General features: G+C 68.3%; 22 protein-coding genes and 2 tRNA genes. 9 read left to right on the top strand and 15 right to left on the bottom strand.

What is annotated here, in order from left to right; translation table 11 throughout:
* From ASD66_RS17550 to dnaA, 12 genes are all read right to left on the bottom strand, one after another.
* The coding region (locus ASD66_RS17550; RefSeq protein ID WP_156388766.1) for a hypothetical protein at window positions 1-256 on the bottom strand (256 nt) is incomplete at its 3' end.
* A gap of 144 nt (window positions 257-400) precedes the next feature.
* Window positions 401-476: transfer RNA gene (locus ASD66_RS17545), tRNA-Ala, on the bottom strand.
* A 39-nt stretch (window positions 477-515) separates the two neighbouring features.
* A complete protein-coding gene (locus ASD66_RS25385; RefSeq protein WP_235530147.1) occupies window positions 516-641 on the bottom strand; it encodes a DLW-39 family protein in 126 nt (41 codons plus the stop codon).
* A 38-nt stretch (window positions 642-679) separates the two neighbouring features.
* A tRNA-Ile gene (locus tag ASD66_RS17540) sits at window positions 680-753 on the bottom strand.
* Between the two features lie 129 nt (window positions 754-882).
* Complete coding sequence (locus tag ASD66_RS17535) at window positions 883-1395, bottom strand: DUF3566 domain-containing protein (protein WP_056684212.1); 513 nt, start codon at window positions 1393-1395, stop codon at window positions 883-885.
* Entirely contained in the window at window positions 1395-4130 is a 2736-nt protein-coding gene (gene gyrA, locus ASD66_RS17530; RefSeq protein ID WP_056891720.1) for a DNA gyrase subunit A, read from the bottom strand. The genes ASD66_RS17535 and gyrA overlap by 1 nt, the downstream gene beginning before the upstream one ends.
* Before the next feature lie 57 nt (window positions 4131-4187).
* Window positions 4188-6335, bottom strand: a complete 2148-nt coding sequence (gene gyrB, locus ASD66_RS17525) for a DNA topoisomerase (ATP-hydrolyzing) subunit B (protein ID WP_082599584.1) — start codon at window positions 6333-6335, stop codon at window positions 4188-4190.
* Between the two features lie 349 nt (window positions 6336-6684).
* Window positions 6685-7311 (bottom strand): DUF721 domain-containing protein, encoded by a 627-nt coding sequence (locus ASD66_RS17520; protein WP_235530146.1) that lies wholly within the window; start codon window positions 7309-7311, stop codon window positions 6685-6687.
* Complete coding sequence (gene recF, locus ASD66_RS17515) at window positions 7301-8560, bottom strand: DNA replication/repair protein RecF (protein WP_082599583.1); 1260 nt, start codon at window positions 8558-8560, stop codon at window positions 7301-7303. Before recF ends, ASD66_RS17520 begins: the two co-directional genes overlap by 11 nt.
* A 6-nt stretch (window positions 8561-8566) precedes the next feature.
* A complete protein-coding gene (gene gnd, locus ASD66_RS17510) occupies window positions 8567-9541 on the bottom strand; it encodes a phosphogluconate dehydrogenase (NAD(+)-dependent, decarboxylating) (RefSeq protein WP_082599582.1) in 975 nt (324 codons plus the stop codon).
* 62 nt (window positions 9542-9603) lie between these two features.
* A complete protein-coding gene (gene dnaN / locus ASD66_RS17505) occupies window positions 9604-10749 on the bottom strand; it encodes a DNA polymerase III subunit beta (protein WP_056684206.1) in 1146 nt (381 codons plus the stop codon).
* A gap of 357 nt (window positions 10750-11106) precedes the next feature.
* A complete protein-coding gene (gene dnaA / locus ASD66_RS17500; protein WP_056891719.1) occupies window positions 11107-12573 on the bottom strand; it encodes a chromosomal replication initiator protein DnaA in 1467 nt (488 codons plus the stop codon).
* Window positions 12574-13162: 589 nt separating this feature from the next.
* On the opposite strand from dnaA, the gene rpmH reads away from it, so the two are divergent.
* From rpmH to ASD66_RS17465, 8 genes are all read left to right on the top strand, one after another.
* Entirely contained in the window at window positions 13163-13300 is a 138-nt protein-coding gene (gene rpmH / locus ASD66_RS17495; RefSeq protein WP_056684200.1) for a 50S ribosomal protein L34, read from the top strand.
* A 24-nt stretch (window positions 13301-13324) separates the two neighbouring features.
* Complete coding sequence (gene rnpA / locus ASD66_RS17490; RefSeq protein WP_056684197.1) at window positions 13325-13663, top strand: ribonuclease P protein component; 339 nt, start codon at window positions 13325-13327, stop codon at window positions 13661-13663.
* Window positions 13660-13932 (top strand): membrane protein insertion efficiency factor YidD, encoded by a 273-nt coding sequence (gene yidD / locus ASD66_RS24250; protein WP_082599581.1) that lies wholly within the window; start codon window positions 13660-13662, stop codon window positions 13930-13932. The genes rnpA and yidD overlap by 4 nt, the downstream gene beginning before the upstream one ends.
* Before the next feature lie 33 nt (window positions 13933-13965).
* On the top strand, window positions 13966-14913 hold the full coding sequence (gene yidC, locus ASD66_RS17485; RefSeq protein WP_056685222.1) for a membrane protein insertase YidC: 948 nt from the start codon (window positions 13966-13968) through the stop codon (window positions 14911-14913).
* Window positions 14914-14921: 8 nt separating this feature from the next.
* Window positions 14922-15440, top strand: coding sequence for a protein jag (locus ASD66_RS17480; RefSeq protein WP_414858579.1), 519 nt, complete (start codon window positions 14922-14924; stop codon window positions 15438-15440).
* Window positions 15441-15510: 70 nt separating this feature from the next.
* Window positions 15511-16182 (top strand): 16S rRNA (guanine(527)-N(7))-methyltransferase RsmG, encoded by a 672-nt coding sequence (rsmG, locus tag ASD66_RS17475; protein ID WP_056891717.1) that lies wholly within the window; start codon window positions 15511-15513, stop codon window positions 16180-16182.
* Window positions 16183-16298: 116 nt separating this feature from the next.
* A complete protein-coding gene (locus tag ASD66_RS17470) occupies window positions 16299-17279 on the top strand; it encodes a ParA family protein (protein WP_200950102.1) in 981 nt (326 codons plus the stop codon).
* Entirely contained in the window at window positions 17276-18340 is a 1065-nt protein-coding gene (locus ASD66_RS17465) for a ParB/RepB/Spo0J family partition protein (RefSeq protein ID WP_056891716.1), read from the top strand. Before ASD66_RS17470 ends, ASD66_RS17465 begins: the two co-directional genes overlap by 4 nt.
* 205 nt (window positions 18341-18545) lie before the next feature.
* Here the strand turns inward: ASD66_RS17465 and ASD66_RS17460 are convergent, their stop codons facing one another.
* Window positions 18546-19316, bottom strand: coding sequence for a lysophospholipid acyltransferase family protein (locus tag ASD66_RS17460; protein ID WP_056891715.1), 771 nt, complete (start codon window positions 19314-19316; stop codon window positions 18546-18548).
* 46 nt (window positions 19317-19362) lie between these two features.
* Here ASD66_RS17460 and ASD66_RS17455 point away from each other — a divergent pair, with 46 nt between their 5' ends.
* Window positions 19363-20082: a GNAT family N-acetyltransferase gene (locus ASD66_RS17455; RefSeq protein WP_235530145.1), complete on the top strand. Its 720-nt coding sequence runs from the start codon at window positions 19363-19365 to the stop codon at window positions 20080-20082.
* 2 nt (window positions 20083-20084) lie between these two features.
* On the opposite strand, the gene trxA is transcribed toward ASD66_RS17455, so the two are convergent.
* Window positions 20085-20411, bottom strand: coding sequence for a thioredoxin (gene trxA, locus ASD66_RS17450; protein ID WP_056684178.1), 327 nt, complete (start codon window positions 20409-20411; stop codon window positions 20085-20087).
* A 115-nt stretch (window positions 20412-20526) separates the two neighbouring features.
* Window positions 20527-21531, bottom strand: a complete 1005-nt coding sequence (gene trxB / locus ASD66_RS17445; protein ID WP_056684175.1) for a thioredoxin-disulfide reductase — start codon at window positions 21529-21531, stop codon at window positions 20527-20529.
* Window positions 21532-21546 lie beyond the last annotated feature (15 nt).

Raw genomic sequence — 21546 nt, 5'->3', positions numbered from 1 at the left:
CGGGGTCCGTGTCGTTGGTCAGGACGTTCCCGGTCGTGGGGACGTCCTCGTCGCCGGTGACCGCGTCATCGGTCGCGACCGGGCCGGCATTCACGATGCTCGCCCGATGCAACGGAGCACCCGCGGCCGGGCCGGCGAACACACCCGCGGACCCGGAGGCCAACGCGACGGCCAGGGCGGCGACCAGCACGCGGCGACGGAGCCACTCTCGGTGCTGACGGACAGGTGCAGGGCGAGCGGGCAGGGTGCCAGTCATGAGTGCTCCTCGAGTGCAGTCGATCAGCACGCTAGCGACATCCGGGCCTGCGCACCCCCGGAATGCAAAAAGTTGTGTCGCCCAACGACGTCGGACGACTCCACCCGAAATGCCAGAAACCGCAGGCTGGCCTGCGGTTTCAGTTGGTGGAGCCTAGGGGACTCGAACCCCTAACCCCCTGCTTGCAAAGCAGGTGCGCTACCAATTGCGCCAAGGCCCCGGACGACCGGGCCGGTCGGGGCCGGAACGGTCGGGTGGGTCAGTTCTTCGAGACGTCGTCGGTCGCAGCGGCCCAGAGAGCCTGCTCGTTCTTCGACTCGTCGAGCTTCTTCTTCGCGAAGACGGCGCCGGCGGCGGCCAGCAGGACAAGGATGATCTTCTTCATGGGAGTGCTCCCCTTCGTTGCGACGTGGGATCTTTGGGTGGGCCTAAGAGGACTTGAACCTCTGACCTCTTCCTTATCAGGGAAGCGCTCTAACCGTCTGAGCTATAGGCCCGTGCTGCTTCGGTCGACCAAGGCCAACCGACGGGGAAGATTACCCCACCGGCTGGGCGGCGTACAAAACGGGGCGATCCTGGTCTCGATACGGTCGCTGCGCGACCTACTCGACCGACGAGGGCGAGGGTCAGCGCTCGTCCTCGGCGAGGGTCAGTTCGACCCCGCCGAGCAGGGCCGCGGCCATGTTGTAGAGGAACGCACCGAGGGTCGCCATCGCGGTGAGGAGTACGACGTCGATCACCGCGACCAGCATCGTGAAGCCGAGGACCCGCGACATGCCGAGGTAGTCCTGGACGTCGAAGCTCGTGCTGTCTTCGCCGATGACTGTCTCGACCATCTGGTTGACCGAGTCCCAGATGCCCGCCATGCCCAGCACGCCCCACACGATCGTCACCGCGACAATAGTGACGATGCCGAACGCGACCGAGAGCAGGAAGGCCGTCTTCATCACCGACCAAGGGTCGATGCGGGTGAGCCGCAGGCGCGCCCGACGCGGACGGCGACCGCCCGACGTCTTGGCCGCGCGCTCGGCTGCCTTGGGCGACTCAGGGTTCGCGCTGGCCCGCATCTCGTCGGCCGCCGAAGAGATGGCGGTGCTGATGCGGGCGCCCAAGGTGGCCGGTTTCTGGCTCTCGGCCATCAGTCATCACTCTCCTCGGAGGCGGGGTCTGCCTCGGCGGGGTCGGTGTCCGTGGGGGTTTCCACGGAAGCGTCGGCCTCGATTGTTGCACCCTCGACCACGGAATCCGACTCGTCGGCGAGCTCCTCCTCCTCGCGAGCCTCGACCGAGCGGGCCACCACGGCCACCTCGTCGCCCTTCTTCGGGGTGACGAACTTGACCCCCATCGTCGAGCGTCCGGTCGACCGGAAGTTCTCGTTGATCGGGCTGCGGACGACCTGACCGGAGTTGGTGATCGAGAGGACCTCGTCGCCCTCCTCCACGATGAACGCGCCGACCAGGCCGCCGCGGTCCTCGTTGGCCAGTGACATCGCCTTGATGCCGATGCCGCCACGGGACTGCAGGCGGTACTCGGTGATCCGGGTGCGCTTGGCGAACCCGGCGGCGGTGATGGTGAAGACGTACTGCGGGTGGACGCCGAAGTAGGCGCCCGGTGCGGCAGCCTCGGCCTCGGCGGCCTCCACCGCTTCGGCGCCGGCGGCACCGTCAGCGTCGAGACCGGCCTCGGACTCCGCCTCGACCTGGGCGGCGCGGATCACCGACATCGAGAGCACGGAGTCGCCGTCACGGAACTTCATGCCCGAGACGCCGGAGGTGGCGCGACCCATCGGCCGCAGCTGCGAGTCGTCGGCCGGGAAGCGGATCGCCTGGCCCTTGCGGGAGACCAGCAGGATGTGGTCCTCGCTGTTGACCAGCTCGGCGCCGATCAGCTCGTCGTCGTCCTCGCGGAAGTTGATCGCGATGACGCCGGCCTGGCGCGGGCTGTTGTAGTCGCCCAGGCGGGTCTTCTTGACCAGGCCGTTGCGGGTCGCCAGCACGAGGTACGGCGCCTGCTCGTAGTCACGGATCGCCAGCACCTGCGCGATCGACTCGTCGGGCTGGAAGCTGAGCAGCCCGGCCACGTGACCGCCCTTGGCGTCACGCGACGCCTCGGGCAGGTTGTAGGCCTTGGTGCGGTAGACCCGACCGGCCGTCGTGAAGAACAGCAGCCAGTGGTGGTTGGTGGTCGAGATGAAGTGGTCGACCACGTCGTCGCCGCGCAGGGTCGCGCCACGCACACCCTTGCCGCCGCGCTTCTGCGTGCGGTACTGGTGGCGCAGGGTGCGCTTCGCGTAGCCGCCGCGGGTGATCGAGACGACCAGCTCCTCATCGGGGATGAGGTCCTCCATCGACAGGTCGCCGTCCGCGGCGATGATCTGCGAGCGACGCGCGGTGCCGTACTTCTCGACGATCTCGGCGAGCTCCTCGGAGATGATCCGGCGCTGCCGGGCCTCGTCGGCGAGGATGTTCTCGAGGTCGGCGATCTCGATCTCGAGCTCGGCCAACCGGTCGAGGATCTTCTGGCGCTCGAGGGCGGCCAGACGACGCAGCTGCATGTCGAGGATGGCCTGCGCCTGGATCTCGTCGATCTCGAGCAGCGCGATCAGGCCGGCGCGGGCCTCGTCGACGTCGGGGGAGCGGCGGATCAGCGCGATGACCTCGTCGAGGGCGTCGAGCGCCTTGCCGAGACCGCGGTAGATGTGGGCGGCCTCTTCGGCCTTGCGCAGGCGGTACTTGGTGCGCCGCTGGATGACCTCGACCTGGTGGGTGACCCAGTTGCTGATGAACTGGTCGATGCTCAGCGTGCGCGGCACGCCGTCGACCAGGGCCAGCATGTTGGCGCTGAAGTTGGTCTGCAGCTCGGTGTGCTTGAGCAGGTTGTTGAGCACGACGCGGGCCACCGCGTCGCGACGGAGCACGACGACGAGGCTCTGGCCGGTGCGCGAGGACGTGTCGTCGCGTACGTCGGAGATGCCCTGGACCTTGCCGGAGTCGGCCAGCTCGGCGATCTTCAGCGCCAGGTTGTCCGGGTTGACCATGTAGGGGAGTTCCTTGATCACCAGGCAGGTGCGGCCCTTGGCGTCCTCGTCGATCTCGATGACCGCGCGCTGGGTGACCGAGCCGCGACCGGTGCGGTAGGCCTGCTCGATGCCCTGGCGCCCGACGATCAGCGCGCCGTTGGGGAAGTCGGGGCCCTTGATGCGCTCGAGGAGGGCCTCCTGGAGTTCCTCACGCGTGGCGTCGGGGTGCTCGAGCGCCCACGTCGCGCCGTCGGCCACCTCGACCAGGTTGTGCGGCGGGATGCTGGTGGCCATGCCGACCGCGATGCCGGCCGAGCCGTTGACCAGCAGGTTGGGGAACCGGCTGGGCAGGATGGTCGGCTCGGAGGAGCGGCCGTCGTAGTTCGGCTGGAAGTCGACGGTCTCCTCGTCGATGTCGCGGACCATCTCCATGGCCAGCGGCGCCATCTTGCACTCGGTGTAACGCATGGCGGCCGCGGGGTCGTTGCCCGGCGAGCCGAAGTTGCCCTGGCCGAGGATCAGCGGCGCCCGCATCACCCACGGCTGCGCGAGACGCACCAAGGTGTCGTAGATCGCGGTGTCGCCGTGCGGGTGGTACTGACCCATGACGTCACCGACGACGCGCGAGCACTTGCTGAAGCCCCGGTCGGGACGGTAGCCGCCGTCGTACATCGCATAGAGCACGCGACGGTGCACCGGCTTGAGACCGTCGCGTACGTCGGGCAGGGCTCGCCCGACGATGACCGCCATCGCGTAGTCGATGTAGGAGCGCTGCATGGAGGTCTGCAGCTCGATCGGCTGGATGCGACCGTTGTCGTTGCCGCCGCCGTGGGTGCCCGTGGGTGTCTCGGTCATGACTGTCTCTTGTCTCTCTCGTCGCTTCTACCCGAATCTAGGAACTGTGTTAGAGATCTAGATATCGAGGAATCGGACGTCTTTGGCGTTGCGCTGGATGAACGACCGACGTTGTTCGACGTCCTCGCCCATCAGGATCGAGAAGATCTCGTCGGCCTGCGCAGCGTCGTCGAGCGTGACCTGCAGCATCAGGCGCTGGTCGGGGTTCATCGTGGTCTCCCACAGCTCGTCGGCATTCATCTCACCGAGACCCTTGTAGCGCTGGACCGGGTTCTCCTTGGGCAGCTTCTTGCCAGCCGCGAGACCGTCCTTCATCAACGCGTCGCGCTCGGAGTCGGAGTAGACGAACTCGTGCTCGGCCGGCTTGTTCCACCGCAGCCGGTAGAGCGGCGGCTGGGCCATGTAGACGTAGCCGTGCTCGATCAGCGGCTTCATGAACCGGAACAGCAGGGTCAGGAGCAGGGTGTTGATGTGGTGACCGTCGACATCGGCGTCGGCCATCAGCACGACCTTGTGGTAGCGCAGCTTGTCGAGGTTGAACTCCTCCTGGAGGATGCCCGTGCCGAGTGCCGAGATGATCGCCTGGACTTCCTGGTTGGCCAGCACCTTGTCGATGCGGGCCTTCTCGACGTTGAGGATCTTTCCGCGGATCGGCAGGATCGCCTGGATGCGCGGGTCGCGGCCCTGCTTGGCCGAACCGCCGGCCGAGTCACCCTCGACGATGAAGACCTCGCACTCGGCGGGGTTGGTCGACTGGCAGTCGGCGAGCTTGCCGGGGAGTCCACCGCCACCGAGCAGGCCCTTGCGGCCTCGGGCCAGGTCGCGCGCCTTGCGGGCCGCGATGCGTGCCGATGCCGCGGCCTGCGACTTGCGGACGATGTCGCGCCCCTCGGCCGGGTTCTGCTCGAGCCAGGCACCGAGCTCTTCGTTGACGGTGCGCTGAACGAAGCCCTTGGCCTCGGTGTTGCCGAGCTTGGTCTTGGTCTGGCCCTCGAACTGCGGCTCGCCCATCTTGATCGAGATGATCGCGGTCAGGCCCTCGCGGATGTCGTCACCCGAGACCCGGTCCTCGCGCTTCTTGATCAGGCCCCACTCCTCGCCCCAGTGGTTGACCAGGCTGGTCAGTGCCGAGCGGAAGCCCTCTTCGTGGGTGCCGCCCTCGTGGGTGTTGATCGCGTTGGCGAAGGTGTGCACCGACTCGGTGTAGGAGGTGTTCCACTGCATCGCCATCTCGAGCGACATGTGGTTCGTGGCGTTCTCCGGGCTCTCGGCCTCGAACGCGATGATCGTGGGGTTCGCCTTGTCCTTGCGACGGTTGAGGTGCTCGACGTAGTCGACGAGGCCGCGGTCGTACTTGAAGACCTGCTCGATGCCGCCGCCCTCGTGGCGCTTGATCGCATCGGCGCCGGCCTGGTCGATGTCGTTGCTGATCGTGTCGTCGGCGACCGCGTCGGCGACGTCGTCGGCCGAGGGACGCTCGTCGCGGATCACGATCTCGAGGCCCTTGTTGAGGAAGGCCATCTCGCGGATGCGGTGGGTGATCGTCTCGAGGGAGTACTGCGTGGTCTCGAAGATCTCCTCGGAGGCGTAGTAGGTCACCGTGGTGCCGGTGCCCTCGCCCTCCTCGAGCTTGCGGACCTCGAACAGGTCGGCGTCGGGGACACCGAGCTGGAAGCTCTGCTCCCACAGGCTGCCGCGGTTCTTGACGTGGAGCACGAGGCGGGTCGACAGCGCGTTGACCACAGAGACGCCGACGCCGTGCAGGCCACCGGACACCTTGTAGCCGCCGCCGCCGAACTTGCCGCCCGCGTGGAGCATGGTCAGCGCCATCGTGGCGGCCGGCAGCTCCTGGCCGGGCGCGGTGTCGGTGGGGATGCCGCGGCCGTCGTCCTCGACGCGGACGCCGCCGTCGGCCTGCAGCGTGAGCACGATGCGGGTGCAGTAGCCGGCCAGGGACTCGTCGACCGCGTTGTCCACGATCTCCCAGATCAGGTGGTGCAGGCCGCGTTCACCGGTCGAGCCGATGTACATGCCCGGGCGCTTGCGCACCGCCTCGAGGCCTTCGAGCACGGTGATCGCCGAGGCGTCGTACGTCGTGCCCTCGTCGGGTGCCGTGTTGACTGCGTCGTGGGAAACGGTGCGGGCCCCCGAGTCCGGCGGGATGGTTGCCTCAGTGGTCTCGACGACCTCGTCGTTGTCCGGCACGCGTACCTCTTCTGTTCGTCCTCGACATGCAGAAGGTCGCTGCTTCTGTGAGCGTGCGACCCAACCGTCATATTACCCGCCGGAAGCCGGGAATCCACGGCGTGACCCCTGGAATCGGGGGATCTGTGGATGAAATTGCCCATTTCCCGGCTCTGCAGGGCGGCGCGGACGCGTTGGCAGGGGGTCGGCTGGGTCCCCATACGTACGGCGACCCCGCAGATCGGCATTTCGGCGCGGGCGGCAGCGCTCGACGTACGCGCTTCGACTCGTGCGCCCTTGTTGACACTTTGCACCCGGCGGGCGGGGTGCAAAGTGTCGTGGACAGCGCGTTACTCGGGGGAGAGGACGGTCAGCCGTAGGTGTCGCGGGGGCCCCGGCCGTCGCGGACCCCGAGCCGGCCCTTCTTCCACGACGGGAGGTTGGGTCCCTCGACCTCGATCAGGGTGACCGCCCCGTGCCCGAGGTCCTCGTTGAGCCGCCGGACCAGGGTCGGCGCCAGCAGGCGCAGCTGGGTGGCCCAGGCCGTCGAGTCGGTGCGCACCGTGAGGCGGCCGTCGGCGTACGTCGTGGGCGTGCAGTGCTGCGCGACCTCGTCGCCGACGATGCTGGCCCACCGACCGAAGACTCCGTGCACCTTGAGGTCGAGTGCCCAGCCGTGGTCGGAGACCAGGCGGCCGAGCGTGGTGTCGAGGGTCTGAGGATCACGCTCGTCAGGGAAGGCGCCAGACGACTTGGGCCGCCGGCCGCGCGGCATGCCCTCGGGCAGGTCGCGACGACGACGCTTCTTGCGCGCCGGGCTCAGCGCCGAACCGGCCACCGACTTGGCGATCGACCTGGCCAGGTCGAGCCCGGTGTCGTCGTGGTCGGGGCTGACCCAGAACGTCGAGTCCGGGGTGGGCTCGTCCGGGGTCTCGACGGAGTCGGCCATCGGATCGGCCGCCTCGTCGACCGGGCCGTCCTCCGGTTCAGGTTTCACGGGAAACACTGTCCTCCACGGCCGCACCGTCTGCCACTGGACCGTCTTCCTGACCCGCACCTGTCTGGCCGGTGTCGCCCGCGCGCTCCGCGCTGACCGCCCCCTCGCGGGTGACCGTGCCGTCGGCCACGACGTACCGCACCCCGGCCAGCGCGGCCGGCACGTCCTCCGGAACGGCGGCGGTGACCAGGACCTGCTCGGCACCGGCGACCAGCTCGGCCAGCTGCCGGCGGCGTTGTACGTCGAGCTCGGCGAACACGTCGTCGAGGATCAGGATCGGGTCGTCGCCGTCACTGCGCAGCAGGTCGTACGACGCCAGCTTGAGTGCCAGCGCGAACGACCATGACTCGCCGTGTGACGCGTAGCCCTTGACCGGCAACCGCGCCTCGGTGCTGCCGAGGGTGAGCAGCAGCTCGTCGCGGTGCGGCCCGACCAGGGAGATGCCGCGGTCGAGCTCGTCCTTGCGGCGCACCTCGATCTCGGCGAGCAGTGCCCCCTCGATCGACGACTGCTCGACCAGCACGCCCTCGAGGTCGAGCGAGGGCTTGTAGGTCAGGTCGGCGTCGTCGCGCGAGGCGCCGCGGGCGACGGTCTCGTAGGCCTTGCCGACGTAGGGACGCAGTGCCTCCACCAGCCGGATCCGCGCGACGAGAAGCTCGGCACCGAGTCGGGCGAGGTGTTCGTCCCACACGACCAGAGTCGCCAGGGCGCCCTCCTGCGAGCTCGAGCCGCGGCGCGCGTTGCCGGCGGTCTTGAGCAGCGAGTTGCGCTGCTTGAGCACCCGGTCGTAGTCGGATCGCATGCCGGCCAGCCGCGGCGTGCGCAGGATCAGCAGGTCGTCGAGGAAGCGGCGGCGGTCGGACGGGTCGCCCTTGACCAGGGTGAGGTCCTCGGGGGAGAAGACCACCGTGCGGACCAGGCCGAGGATCTCCCTCGCCCGGGGCAGGGGAGAGCGGTTGATGCGAGCGCGGTTGGCCTTGCCGGGGTTGAGCTCCACCTCGAGCACGGCGGTGCGACCGTCACGCACCACGGCCGCGCGGACGATCGCGCGCTCGGCGCCCGAGCGGATCATCGGCGCCTCGCTCGACACCCGGTGCGACGACAACCGCGAGAGGTAGTCGATCGCCTCGACCAGGTTCGTCTTGCCCTGCCCGTTGCGGCCGATGAACGCGCAGACCCCCGGCTCGAGGGGTACGTCGATGGCGGCGTACGAGCGGAAGTCCTGCAGGGTGAGGTGAGCGACGTGCAAGTGGTGCTAGCTCTCCGACGGGGGCGACTGGTCGCCCGAGCCCGCCTTCTCTGCGGCGCCGGTCTGGTCGGGAGCGCCGCCGCCTGCCGCGTCGCCGCCCTTGGGGGCGTCGGTCTTCATGGCGTGTCCACCGAACTGGTTGCGCATGGCGGCGACCGCCTTCATCGCGGGGGAGTCGTCCTGACGCGAGATGAAGCGGGCGTAGAGCGCGGCGGTGATGGCGGGGGTGGCGACCGCGTTCTCGATGCCGGCCTCGACGGTCCACCGGCCCTCGCCGGAGTCCTCGGCGTAGCCGGCGATGCCCTCGAGTCCGGGGGCGTCGTCGAGTGCGGCGACGAGCAGGTCGAGCAGCCAGGAACGGATCACCGTTCCCTCTCGCCAGGAGCGGAACACCTCGGTCACGTTGTCGACCGACTCGACCTTCTCGAGAAGCTCCCAGCCCTCGGCGTACGCCTGCATGATGGCGTACTCGATGCCGTTGTGGACCATCTTGGAGAAGTGGCCGGCGCCGACCTTGCCCGCGTGGACCGAACCGAACTCGCCCTCGGGACGGAGCGCGTCGAAGGCCGGCTGGACCTTCTCGACGTCGGCCGCGTCGCCGCCGTACATCAGGGCGTAGCCGTTCTCGAGACCCCAGACGCCGCCGGAGACACCGCAGTCGACGTACCCGATCTTCTTGGCGGCGAGGAGCTCGGCGTGGGCGATGTCGTCGGTCCATCGGGAGTTGCCGCCGTCGACCACGACGTCGCCCTCACCGAGCAGCTCGCCCAGGGCGGTGACCGTCTCGCGGGTCGGGTCGCCCGCGGGCACCATCACCCAGACCACCTTGGGGGAGGGCAGCTTCTCGACCAGTTCCTCGAGCGAGGCGACGTCGCTGACGTCGGGATTGCGATCGAAGCCGACGACGGTGTGTCCGGCGCGGCGCAACCGCTCACGCATGTTGCCGCCCATCTTGCCGAGCCCGATGAGTCCGATTTCCATGCCTTCTCCTCAGTGGTGGTGGGAGGTGTGCGTTGTCGGGAAGCGGTGCCGGACCTGCGGGGTCAGGAGAGCAGGCGGCGCGGCATCAGCAGGTAGCGGAAGCCGCTGCCCTTGCCGTCGACCCCGTCGCCGGAGGTGCCGCTCATCACGACGGGCTTGGACGCCTGGGTGAAGGCGAGCTCGACGACCGGCTCCTCGATGGCGGTCAGGCCGTCGAGCAGGAACTGCGGGTTGAACCCGGTGGTGATGTCTTCACCCTCGATCGTCGCCTCGATCGACTCGCTCGCCTGCGCCTCGTCGCCGGAGCCGGCGTCGAGGGTCAGCACGCCGTCGCTGAACGCCAGCTGGACGGCGGTGTTGCGCTCGGCCACCAGGGCGACGCGCTTGACCGACTCGATCAGCGCGGCCTTGTCGACCTTCGCGACGGTGAGGTGCTCGTTGGGGAACAGGCTGCGGACCTTCGGGAACTCGCCGTCCAGCAACCGGGTCGTCGTACGACGCACACCGCCGGGGGCCGCACCCTCGAAACCGATGATGCCGTCGCCGGAGCCGCTGGCGGCCAGGGCGATGCTGACCTCGCTGCCCGACGTCAGGGACTTGGCGGTGTCGGCGAGGACCTTGGCCGGCACCAGGGCGGCCACGCTCTCGTCGGGAGTGCGCGGCGACCAGCCCAGCTCGCGGTGGGAGAGCCGGAACCGGTCGGTGGCCAGCAGGGAGATGGCCGAGCCGTCGATCTCGATGCGGACACCGGTCAGCACCGGGAGCATGTCGTCGCGACCGGCCGCGGTGACGGCCTGGGCCACGGCGTGGGCGAACACGTCGCTCTGCACGGTGCCGGTGGCGGCGGGCATGTCGGGCAGCGACGGGTAGTCGTCGACCGGCATGGTCTGGAGGCTGAACCGCGCCGAGCCACAGGTCAGCGAGACCCGGGAACCGTCGATGGTCATCTCGACCGGCTTGTTCGGCAGGCTGCGGCAGATGTCGGCGAGGAGCCGGCCGCTGACCAGGGCCGTGCCCTCGTCGGCGACGTCGGCAGCGAGGGTGGCGCGGGCCGAGGTCTCGTAGTCGAACGTGGAGAGGACCAGGCCCTCGTCGCCCGCCTCGATGAGCAGACCGGCCAGGACAGGGACGCTGGGCCGGACCGGAAGGCTGCGGGCAGCCCAGGCCACGGCATCGGCGAGAGCATCACGCTCGACGCGGAACTTCACGGTTCTTCTGCCTCCGGATGGGTGTCGTCACAAGTCTGGACTGTGCATCCTGCCATGACGGTGGGTGTGTGGTCATCGGCCGGTGTAGTTCTCCCCAGAAGCCCGCTCGCTTGAAGTTCACGGGCATTGGGAGTCCAGATAGGTCTCATCGTTGTCGTAGGTTCGGTGGAAATTGTGCATAACTGTCATCGTGGCTGGTCAGAGGCGGTTTTGGAGTGCACAGCCCCTGTGGGCCAAATCGTGACGAACGGCTGGGCCGTGTGCACTCGGGCCGGGTGGAATGACAACTTCCAGTGCGAGTCCACAACTCACTCATTTGTGTTTCGTGGTGATCGGGCCCGGTTGTCCACAACGACGTCAGGTCTGGCGGGCCTGCATCTTGATCCGGTTGGTGAGCTCGCTGACCTGGTTGAAGACCGACCGGCGCTCGGCGAGCAGGGTCTTCATCTTGCGGTCGGCGTACATCACGGTGGTGTGGTCGCGGTTGCCGAACTGGGCGCCGATCTTGGGCAGCGAGAGGTCGGTCAGCTCGCGGCAGAGGTACATCGCGATCTGGCGACCGGTGACCAGGTGCCGGCTGCGGCTCGGGCCGGTGAGGTCCTCGATGGAGACCCCGAAGTACGCCGCGGTCTGCGCGATGATCGCCGCCGCGGTGATCTCGGGCTCCCCGCCCTCGGGGATGAGGTCCTTGAGCACGATCTCGGCCAGGGTCAGGTCGACCTCCTGGCGGTTCAGGCTGGCGAAGGCGGTGACCCGGATCAGCGCGCCCTCGAGCTCGCGGATGTTGGTCTGGATCTTGCTGGCGATGAACTCGAGCACCTCGGGCGGCGCGGTCATCCGCTCGATGGCGGCCTTCTTGCGCAGGATCGCGATGCGGGTCTCGAGGTCGGGCGGCTGGACGTCGGTGATCAGGCCCCACTCGAACCGGCTGCGCAGCCGGTCCTCGAGCGCCTCGAGCCGCTTGGGCGCCCGGTCGGAGGTGAGCACGATCTGCTTGTTGGCGTTGTGCAGCGCGTTGAAGGTGTGGAAGAACTCCTCCTGCGTCTGCGTCTTGCCCTCGAGGAACTGGATGTCGTCGATGAGGAGTACGTCGACCTCGCGGTAGCGCCGCTGGAACGTCTCGGGGCGCTTGTCCTTGATGGCGTTGATGAACTCGTTGGTGAACTCTTCGGACGAGACGTAGCGCACCTTGGCGCCGCGGTAGAGCGAGCGCACGTAGTGGCCGATGGCGTGCAGCAGGTGGGTCTTGCCGAGCCCGGAGTCGCCGTAGACCAGGAGCGGGTTGTACGCCTTGCCCGGGGCCTCGGCCACGGCCACCGCTGCGGCGTGCGGGAAGCGGTTCGAGGAACCGATGACGAACGTCTCGAAGGTGTACTTCGGGTTGAGCCGGGTCTCGAGCACACTCCCCTGGACATTTGTCGACATGTCGACAAGTCCACTTGTCTGCATGTCGTCGATCGCGTGGTCGGCGCGGCCGCCGCCCTGGTGGTGCAGGTCGTCGCGGGTGTCCGGGACCGGCGGCGGTGTCACGGCCTGGTCGTCGAACGTCGCTTCGTCGAGCTGCGGGTCGACAGTCACCGCAATGCGGACCCGGTGGCCCAGTGCTTCGGTGAGCGAGTCCTCGAGGCGGGTGCGGAGCCGGCCCTCGAGCTGACCCCTGGTGAAGTCGTTGGGCACGGCGATGATGGCGGTGTGCTCGTGCAGGGTGACCGGTTCGCTCGAGCGCAGCCACGCGCGCTGGTTCGGCTGCAGGTCGTCGACGAGGGTGCGCCAGACCTCGTGGAGCGTGGGCTGCCCGGGAGTTGCGCCGTCGCTGTTGTCCACCTGTGGATCCCCCAACTTGTTGCTCGCGGGGCGGCCGGAGCCGCCGATTGCCTCACATCGTCCTGCTGCGCCGTTCCTCGGCGAGGTCGGCGGAAATCTTTCCACAACTTTGTCCACAGGCTGTGAACGCCGGGTGTTCCTTGTGGAGAACCCGGCCCCATTCCGCTCCGGAGCAATCGATCGTGGTGCGTTTTCCCAGTTCAGAGGCCCTTTTCGGGACAATGTGACGGGGGTCACGGACGCATGCCCGTTGATCCGGAATCGGGGTCGTGGGGAACCTCGGTAGAGGCGAACGTAACAAGCGGAAGGCCCCCGGATCAACCCGTCATCCACAGGCTGGTGGATGGTGAGTTTGACCCTCTCTTCGCGCAACGCGTACCGTTACTTGGTCACCCCGGTGTCGACCGGTGCCGCATGTCCACGACTGCCCTGCCTGCAGGGCCTTGCGTGGGTGGGCGGTGCCAGCCGAATAGCTGCCCGTCGCGTTGGGCACCGTGTGAACAACAGCGGAATGGCCATAACGCCAGTCCAGAACGATCAGATCAGAACGTCAGTCCTGAACACCCATCCTCCAGGGGAGATAAAGCTCGTGAGCAAGCGTACCTACCAGCCGAACAACCGCCGCCGTCACAAGGTGCACGGTTTCCGTCTGCGCATGCGCACCCGCGCCGGCCGGGCCATCCTGTCCACGCGCCGTCGCAAGGGTCGCAGCAAGCTCGCTGTCTGAGCCCGCTGCTGAATCTGCGCGGCCGTGCTGCCCCGGGAGCACCGCCTCACCACCGGCGCTGACTTCCGTTCCGCATCTCGCAACGGCCGCCGTGCCGGTTCGCGGACGCTCGTCGTACACCTCTGGGTGGACGACGCGACCGACGCACCGGTCCGTGTCGGGTTCGTGGTGAGCAAGGCAGTCGGGAATGCGGTCATCCGCAATCGCGTGAAGCGTCGACTTCGACACCTCGTCCGGGAGCAACTTTCGTCGCTCCCGGACTTCGGCGTGCTCGTGGTCCGTGCGCTGCCCGCCTCGGCCGAGGCGTCGTACGCCGACCTGGCCGACGACCTCGCCCGAACCCTCGGCCGGGTGAGCGCGTGAAGTACCCCCTGATCTGGTTCCTCAAGGCCTATCGCCTGTTGATCAGCCCGCTCTACGGGCAGGTCTGCCGCTATCACCCCTCGTGCTCGGCGTACGCGCTCGAAGCGGTCACCCGTCACGGCAGCATTCGCGGAAGCTGGCTGGCTGTGCGCCGTCTGGCACGCTGTCACCCGTGGGCCGCCGGCGGATACGACCCCGTGCCACCGGCCTCTGAGCCCTCCACCCCACCCTCTCGTCCTGCCCCACCCGCCCCTCTCCAAGGAGCCTGAGTGTCCTTCCTCGGCGACATCGGCCACTTCATCATGGTCCCGCTGTACTACGTGATCTCCGTCGTGCTGGTGGGCTTCCACAAGCTGTTCAGCACGTTCATGGACCCGGCTGGCGGTGCCGCGTGGGCGTTGTCGATCGTCGGGCTGACGCTCGTGATCCGTGCCGCCCTGATCCCGCTGTTCGTGAAGCAGATCAAGTCTTCACGCAACATGCAGCTGCTCCAGCCGAAGGTCAAGGAGCTGCAGAAGAAGTACGGCCACGACCGGGAGCGGCTCGCCCAGGAGACGATGGCGCTCTACAAGGAGGCCGGGACCAACCCGTTCGCGTCCTGCCTGCCGATCCTGCTGCAGATGCCGATCTTCCTTGCCCTCTTCCGCCTGCTCGACCAGGCGGCGAAGAAGGGCAAGGCGCACGGCGTCCTGGACGAGACCGCCGCGCGTCAGTTCGGCGACTCGAAGCTCTTCGGCGTCGACCTCGCCGGCACATTCCTCAAGGCTGACGGCGACCACCGCCTGCAGGTCATGGCGCTGGTCTTCGTGCTGGCCATGCTGGTCACCACGTTCACCACGCAGCGTCAGCTGATGACCAAGAACATGCCGGCCTCGGCGATGACCGGCCCCTACGCCCAGCAGCAGAAGATGCTGCTCTACGTGCTCCCGGTGGTCTTCGCCGTCGGTGGCGTCGCGTTCCCGATCGGTGTCCTCATCTACTGGACCGTCTCGAACCTGTGGACCATGGGTCAGCAGTTCTACGTGATCCGCAACAACCCCGTGCCCGGCACGCCCGCGGCCGCCGCCAAGGCGGAGCGCGACAAGGCTCACGCCGCCCGCAAGGGCCTGAAGACCGACGCCGAGGTGTCCACCGACACCCTCACCGAGGCCGTCGAGGAGCCGAAGGTCGCACCCCGCGTGCAGCCGAAGAAGCAGCCTCGCAGCCAGCGGACGAACAAGAAGAAGAGTCCGCCGAAGAAGCGTCCCTGACCTACCCATTGCACCAAGGAGTTCCACACGTGAGTGAAGAAGTGACCGAGGACGCCACGCGTCCCTCCCGCATCCAGCGTCTCGAGCAGGAGGGCGACATCGCCGCCGACTACCTCGAGGAACTGCTCGACATCGCCGATCTCGACGGTGACCTGGACATGGACGTCGAGGGTGACCGCGCCGCCGTGTCCATCGTCGGCGCCGACCTCTCGCAGCTCGTCGGCTCCAACGGCGAGGTCCTCGAGGCCCTCCAGGAGCTGACCCGCCTTGCGGTCTACCGCGAGACCGGCGACCGGTCCCGCCTGATGCTCGACATCGGTGGCTACCGGGCCGACCAGAAGACGAGCCTGGTGAAGCTGGCCGAGGAGACCATCGCACAGGTCAAGGAGACCGGTGAGCCGGTGTCCCTCGACCCGATGTCCCCCTTCGAGCGCAAGGTGGTCCACGACGCCGTGGCAGCCGGCGGCCTGCAGTCGGAGTCCGAGGGCGCCGAGCCGCGTCGCTTCGTCGTGGTGCTTCCGGCGTGACGGTCTCCTGATCGTGGTTTCACGTGAAACACCCTCCGCGCCCCCGGAGACTCCGGAGGCGGCGCGGAGGGTGTTCGCATCTTCGCGACTCCCCCTCATCGAGGCGTACGCCGCCTCCCTTGCCGACACCGGCGTGGTCCGTGGGCTGATCGGCCCCCGTGAGGCGCCCCGCCTGTGGGAGCGCCATCTGTTGAACTGTGCCGTGCTCGGTGACGCGATACCCGAGAACATGAGCGTCTGCGACATCGGCAGCGGGGCCGGTCTCCCCGGGCTCGTGCTGGCGATCGCGCGGCCTGATCTCCAGATCACGCTCGTAGAGCCACTGTTGCGTCGCACGACCTATCTGAATGAGGTCGTCGAAGCCTTGGCGCTCGAGAATGTCGAGGTGGTCCGCGGCCGTGCAGACGCCCTGCACGGCCGTCGCACCTTCGACGTCGTCACCTCCCGCGCGGTGGCACCGCTGGGTCGGCTGCTGGAGTGGTCGATGCCGCTGGTCTCCGCCGAGGGAGCCCTCGTGGCGATGAAGGGATCGTCGGTCGAGGACGAGATCGTCGAGGCCGCTCCCGTGCTTGCGAAGCTGGGCTGCACTCCCCCGGAGACAGTCGTGTTGGGCGAAGGCCTGGTCGATCCGCTCACGTATGCCGTGAGAGTGGCATGGGCAGGCCTCCCGACGGTACGTTTGGACGCTCCGGCAGGTGGTGGCTCGAAGCGTTCCCGCCGGCAGGCCCGGCGTGGCTCATGAGCGGCCATTTCGAGCCACCTGCAGCACCCGATCAAGAGTTATCCACCGGGGAAAACACCTCTGCTGAGCGTGGTTCTCCACAGAGTCAGGTCCATTCTCCACAGGAAGAGGATTCCGTGGTTTCACGTGAAACATCGGCCTCCACCCCCGGATTCGTGGTCCGAACGGCCGCGGAGGTCGCGGATTCGGAGCCCACCTTCCAGAGCGAGAGCACGCCGCTGGCGCGAGCCGCCGAGCACTCCATCCTGGCTCGACGCTCGGCCTTCGGTCGCCCGTCGGTCGGTCGCCCGGCCCAGACCCGGGTGATGGTCGTGGCCAACCAGAAGGGCGGCGTGGGCAAGACCACCTCGACCGTGAACCTGGCCGCCGCGCTCGTCCAGCTCGGCCAGCGTGTGCTCGTCATCGACCTCGACCCGCAGGGCAACGCGTCGACCGCACTGTCGGTCGAGCACCACCGCGGCGTGCCCTCGACGTACGACATGCTCGTCGAGGGCTCCCCCCTCGCAGAGGTCGCCAGCCAGAGCCCCGAGTTCGAGAACCTCTCGGTGGTCCCCGCGACCATCGACCTGGCCGGCGCGGAGATCGAGCTGGTCTCCGTGGTGGCGCGCGAGAGCCGCCTCCAGAAGGCGATCGACGCGCACCCCCTCGTCGGCACCGAGGCGGAGGCCGGCGAGGAGCGCTTCGACTACGTGCTCATCGACTGCCCGCCGTCCTTGGGCCTGCTCACCCTCAACGCGCTCGTGGCCGGCGCGGAGATGCTGATCCCGATCCAGGCGGAGTACTACGCGCTCGAGGGGCTCGGACAGCTGCTCGAGACCGTCGACATGGTGAAGAAGCACCTCAACAACCGCCTCGACGTCACCACGATCCTGATCACCATGTACGACGCCCGCACGCGACTGGCCGCAGGTGTGGCCGACGAGGTACGAGAACACTTCGGCGACACGGTGCTCAAGACCTCGATCCCTCGTTCCGTCCGGGTCTCGGAGGCCCCTTCCTACGGTCAGACCGTGATGACCTACGATCCGGGATCACCGGGGGCACTCAGCTACCTGGAAGCGGCGCGCGAGATGGCGACCAAGGGAGCGAAGGCATGAACCAGAAGCAGACCCAGCGACGTGGCCTCGGACGTGGCCTCGGTGCGCTGATCCCGACCGCTCCCGCGGAGCCCCAGGACGCACCGTCAACAGACGGCACGCCGGGTCACGCGTCGACCCCTACTTACTACGCCGTCGGCGCCATGTCGTCGGCAGCCACGCCGCAGGACGGTGCGGGCGCCGCAGCAGTCGACGCCGGCGACACTCCCACGGTGGAGGCTCCCCTCGTCGCGGGGGCCTACTTCGCCGAGCTCCCGCTCAAGTCGATCACCCCGAACGCCCGTCAGCCGCGCCAGGTCTTCGAGGAGGAGGCGATGGCGGAGCTGGTCCACTCGATCCGCGAGGTCGGCCTCCTCCAGCCGATCGTCGTACGTCGCCTCGACGAGGACGGCGCCGACGGTGAGCCGGCGTACGAGCTGATCATGGGTGAGCGCCGGTGGCGGGCCTCGCAGGAGGCCGGCCAGGAGTTCATCCCGGCGATCGTGCGTCAGACCGGCGACAATGACATGCTGCGCGACGCGCTGCTGGAGAACCTGCACCGTTCGCAGCTGAACCCGCTCGAGGAGGCGGCCGCGTACTCGCAGATGCTCGAGGACTTCGGCTGCACGCACGAGGACCTCGCCGGCCGGATCGGTCGCTCGCGACCGCAGATCTCCAACACGTTGCGGCTGCTCAAGCTCTCTCCCGCTGTGCAGCGCCGAGTCGCTGCCGGGGTCCTCTCTGCGGGCCACGCTCGCTCACTCCTCGCGGTCGAGGACGGCGACATCCAGGACCGGCTCGCCCAGCGCGTGGTGGCCGAGGGGATCAGCGTGCGGGGCCTCGAGGAGATCGTCTCCGTGGGCGACCATGGCGGCAAGGGCACCCGTTCGGCGCGCAACAAGCCGACGGCACCCGGCCTCGCCGATCTCGCCGAGCGACTCTCCGACCGCTTCGAGACCCGGGTCAAGGTCGACCTGGGACGCAGCAAGGGCAAGATCACCGTCGAGTTCGCCTCGATGGAGGACCTGCGCCGCATCGTCGATGTCATGGACCCCCGCAACCGCCAGGACCGCCCGATCTGATTTCCGTGAACGCCCGGCCCCGGCGATCAGCCGGGGTCGGGCGTTCTGGTTTCGTCACAAGTCACGATATCGATATGTGGTTTTGTCGACAAAACCACATATCGCTTGTTTCACGGGGAACATCCCACGGAAAGCATGCGCTCCCCACGGCCGATCTCACGTGGGAAGTACAGGTTTCCCCGGCGCACCCGGGAAACCTGCAGCATCACTTCTTGGCGGCCCGCTTGGCGGCTCGACGTGCGGCCCGCTCGCGCTTCTCGTTGGCGTCGAGCACCTCGGCCTCCTCGAGCGTGGGGGCCGAGCCGCCGTACGACTTGGGCAGCCACCAGGAGCCTTCGGGCTGCTCGGCGGCGGGGTAGGCCCGGATCGTCTCGTCGAGCAGCTTCTGCAGGGCCGCCTTCAGCTCGGCGGCCTCGCCGACCGGGTCCTCGCCGGTCGGGTGCAACGGCTCACCCACGGCCAGCGCGATGGTCTTGCCGCGGGAGAAGTCCTTGGGGTGGTCCTTGGTGATGATCCGGTGCGTGCCCCACATGATCACCGGGAGGAGGGGTACGCCGGCCTCGGCGGCGATGCGGACGGCGCCGCTCTTGATCTCCTTGATCTGGAACGACCGGGAGATGGTGGCCTCGGGGAAGATGCCGACCGCCTCTCCCTCACGCAGGTAGCGGACCGCTTCGTGGAACGAGTCAAGGCCGTCGGCCCGGTCGACGCGGATGTGGTGCATGGAGCGCATCACCGGCCCGGCGATCTTGTGGTCGAAGATCTCGCGCTTTGCCATGAACCGGACCTTGCGGCCGGACGGGTTTGCGGCGAGGCCGCCGAACACGAAGTCGGCGTACCCGATGTGGTTGCAGGCCAGGAGCACGCCGCCCTCGCGGGGCACGTGCTCGGTGCCGGTCATCGTGAACCTGAGGCCGAGGGCTCGGAACAGGCCCTTGGCGGTGGTGATGATCGACGGGTACGTGAAGTCGCGCAACGGATGCTCCTCGGCGGGTGATGGTGACCACTAGCATGAGGGATGCATGGCGGTCGCGCACAGGCAGGGAGCCCTGACACCGTGGCGCGACCCCGGAGAGCCGGTGATGTCACGCAAGACGGTGCCCCTGACGCTGGACAACCTCGACGGGTTGCCCCAGCCCTGCCAGCACTGCCTGTTCTGGCAGCTCGACCCGGTACGCCGTGACCGGCTCGACGCCGAGGAGTCGGCCTGCGAGAAGGAGGCCTGGATCTCCGAGGTTCTCCGGGAGTGGGGCTCGTGCGGGCGGGTGGCCATGGTCGACGACGAGGCCGTGGGCTACCTGATCTACGCACCGACCGCCTGGGTGCCGGGTGTCTCGGCCTTCCCGACGGCGCCGGTCTCACCCGATGCGCTGGTCCTGACCACGGTGTACGTCGACCCGGCGTGGACCGGGCACGGCATCGGACGGTTGCTGATCCAGGGCCTGGCCAAGGACCTGATCAAGCGCGGGGAGGTGCGTGCCGTGGAGGCGTTCGGCTCGACGCGTGAGCAGGGCCTGGGGCACTGCGTCGTACCGGCGGGGTTCCTCACCCGGGTGGGCTTCAAGACGCAACGGGCGCACCCCACCCACCCGCGGCTGCGGATGGAGCTCCGGTCGGTGCTCACCTGGAAGGACGAGGTGGAGCAGGCGGTGGAGCGCCTGCTGGGTGTGGTGCGCCCGAAACGACCAGCGCCGAAGACCGCCCCTGGGGGGCTGCCTCCGGCGCGTGGCGGACTGAGCTGAGATCAGTTGATGAACTGGTCGAGTTCCTTCAGCAGCGCGGCCTTGGGCTTCGCGCCGACGATGGACTTCACGACCTCGCCGTTCTGGTAGACGTTGATCGTCGGGATGCCGGTGACGCGGTAGGTCGCCGGGGTGACCGGGTTCTCGTCGACATTCAGCTTGAAGAAGCCGATCTTGTCGCCGTGCTGGCCGGCGATCTCGTCGAGGATCGGGGCGACCTGGCGGCACGGGCCGCACCACTCGGCCCAGAAGTCCACGAGGACGGGCTTGTCGGACTTGAGGACCTCGGCGTCGAACTCGGCGTCGGTCACGGCTGCAATGTTGCCCACGGTTATCCCTTTCTGGTTCCCGGGCTGTCCGGGCTGGAAGCTTGGACTGGGTCGTGCACCTGACTCAACACGACCCCACCGACGATCATTCCCGGCGAGACCGGTGATCGCGGCCTCACGCGCCGGCGGTCTGGACTTCCTGGGTGATCGTCTCGGACTCGACGGCGGCGGCACCGGTGGCGGCCGCGTGGTCGAGGGCGGCGATGTAGCGCTCGGCGTCGAGAGCGGCCGAGCAACCGGTGCCGGCGGCGGTGATCGCCTGACGGTAGTGGTGGTCGACCAGGTCGCCTGCGGCGAAGACGCCCTCGATGTTGGTGCGGGTGGAGGGCTGGTCGACGAGGACGTAGCCGTTCTCGTCGAGGTCGACCTGGCCGGTCAGGAGCTCGGAGCGCGGGTCGTGGCCGACGGCGATGAACAGGCCGGTGGCCTCGAGGGTGCGTTCCTCACCGGTGACCGTGTCGCGCAGGGTCAGGGACTCGAGCGAGTCGGTGCCGTTGATCGAGGCGACCTCGGAGTTCCAGGCGATGTCGAGCTTCGGGTCGGCGAAGGCGCGCTCCTGCATGATCTTGGAGGCGCGCAGCTCGTCGCGGCGGTGGATCAGGGTGACCTTGGAGCCGAAGCGGGTCAGGAAGGTGGCCTCCTCGATGGCGGAGTCGCCACCGCCGACCACGGCGATGTTCTGGTCGCGGAAGAAGAAGCCGTCGCAGGTGGCGCACCACGACACGCCGCGTCCGGAGAGCTCCTCCTCGTTGGGCAGGCCGAGCTTGCGGTAGCCCGAGCCGGTCGCCAGGATCACCGAGCGCGCGCGGAACTCGCCGTCGGCGGTGCGCACCACCTTGGGGGTGGCGGTCAGGTCGACCGAGACCACGTCGTCGGGGATCAGCTCGGCGCCGAAGCGCTCGGCCTGGGCGCGCATCTCGTCCATCAGGGCCGGGCCCATGATGCCGTCGCGGAAGCCGGGGAAGTTCTCCACCTCGGTGGTGTTCATCAACGCGCCACCGGCGGTCACCGAGCCCTCGAAGACGAGGGGCTCGAGGTTGGCCCGGGCGGCGTACACGGCCGCGGTGTAGCCGGTCGGGCCGGAGCCGATGATGATCACGTTGCGGACGTCGGTGCTCATGGTGCGCAGGCCTCC

Source organism: Nocardioides sp. Root151 (genome assembly GCF_001427925.1).
In the GTDB taxonomy this organism is placed as follows: domain Bacteria; phylum Actinomycetota; class Actinomycetes; order Propionibacteriales; family Nocardioidaceae; genus Nocardioides.
The sequence above is the reverse complement of the archived record's forward strand: the minus strand, read 5'-3'. Positions and strand labels throughout refer to the sequence as shown.

Excerpts from the sequence above, each read along its gene's own strand:
- gnd (WP_082599582.1), bottom strand. The coding sequence starts at position 9,541 with ATGGAAATCGGACTCATCGGGCTCGGCAAGATGGGCGGCAACATGCGT.
- trxB (WP_056684175.1), bottom strand. The coding sequence starts at position 21,531 with ATGAGCACCGACGTCCGCAACGTGATCATCATCGGCTCCGGCCCGACC.
- ASD66_RS17465 (WP_056891716.1), top strand. The coding sequence starts at position 17,276 with ATGAACCAGAAGCAGACCCAGCGACGTGGCCTCGGACGTGGCCTCGGT.
- ASD66_RS17455 (WP_235530145.1), top strand. The coding sequence starts at position 19,363 with ATGGCGGTCGCGCACAGGCAGGGAGCCCTGACACCGTGGCGCGACCCC.
- gyrA (WP_056891720.1), bottom strand. The coding sequence starts at position 4,130 with ATGACCGAGACACCCACGGGCACCCACGGCGGCGGCAACGACAACGGT.
- ASD66_RS25385 (WP_235530147.1), bottom strand. The coding sequence starts at position 641 with ATGAAGAAGATCATCCTTGTCCTGCTGGCCGCCGCCGGCGCCGTCTTC.
- ASD66_RS17535 (WP_056684212.1), bottom strand. The coding sequence starts at position 1,395 with ATGGCCGAGAGCCAGAAACCGGCCACCTTGGGCGCCCGCATCAGCACC.
- yidC (WP_056685222.1), top strand. The coding sequence starts at position 13,966 with ATGGTCCCGCTGTACTACGTGATCTCCGTCGTGCTGGTGGGCTTCCAC.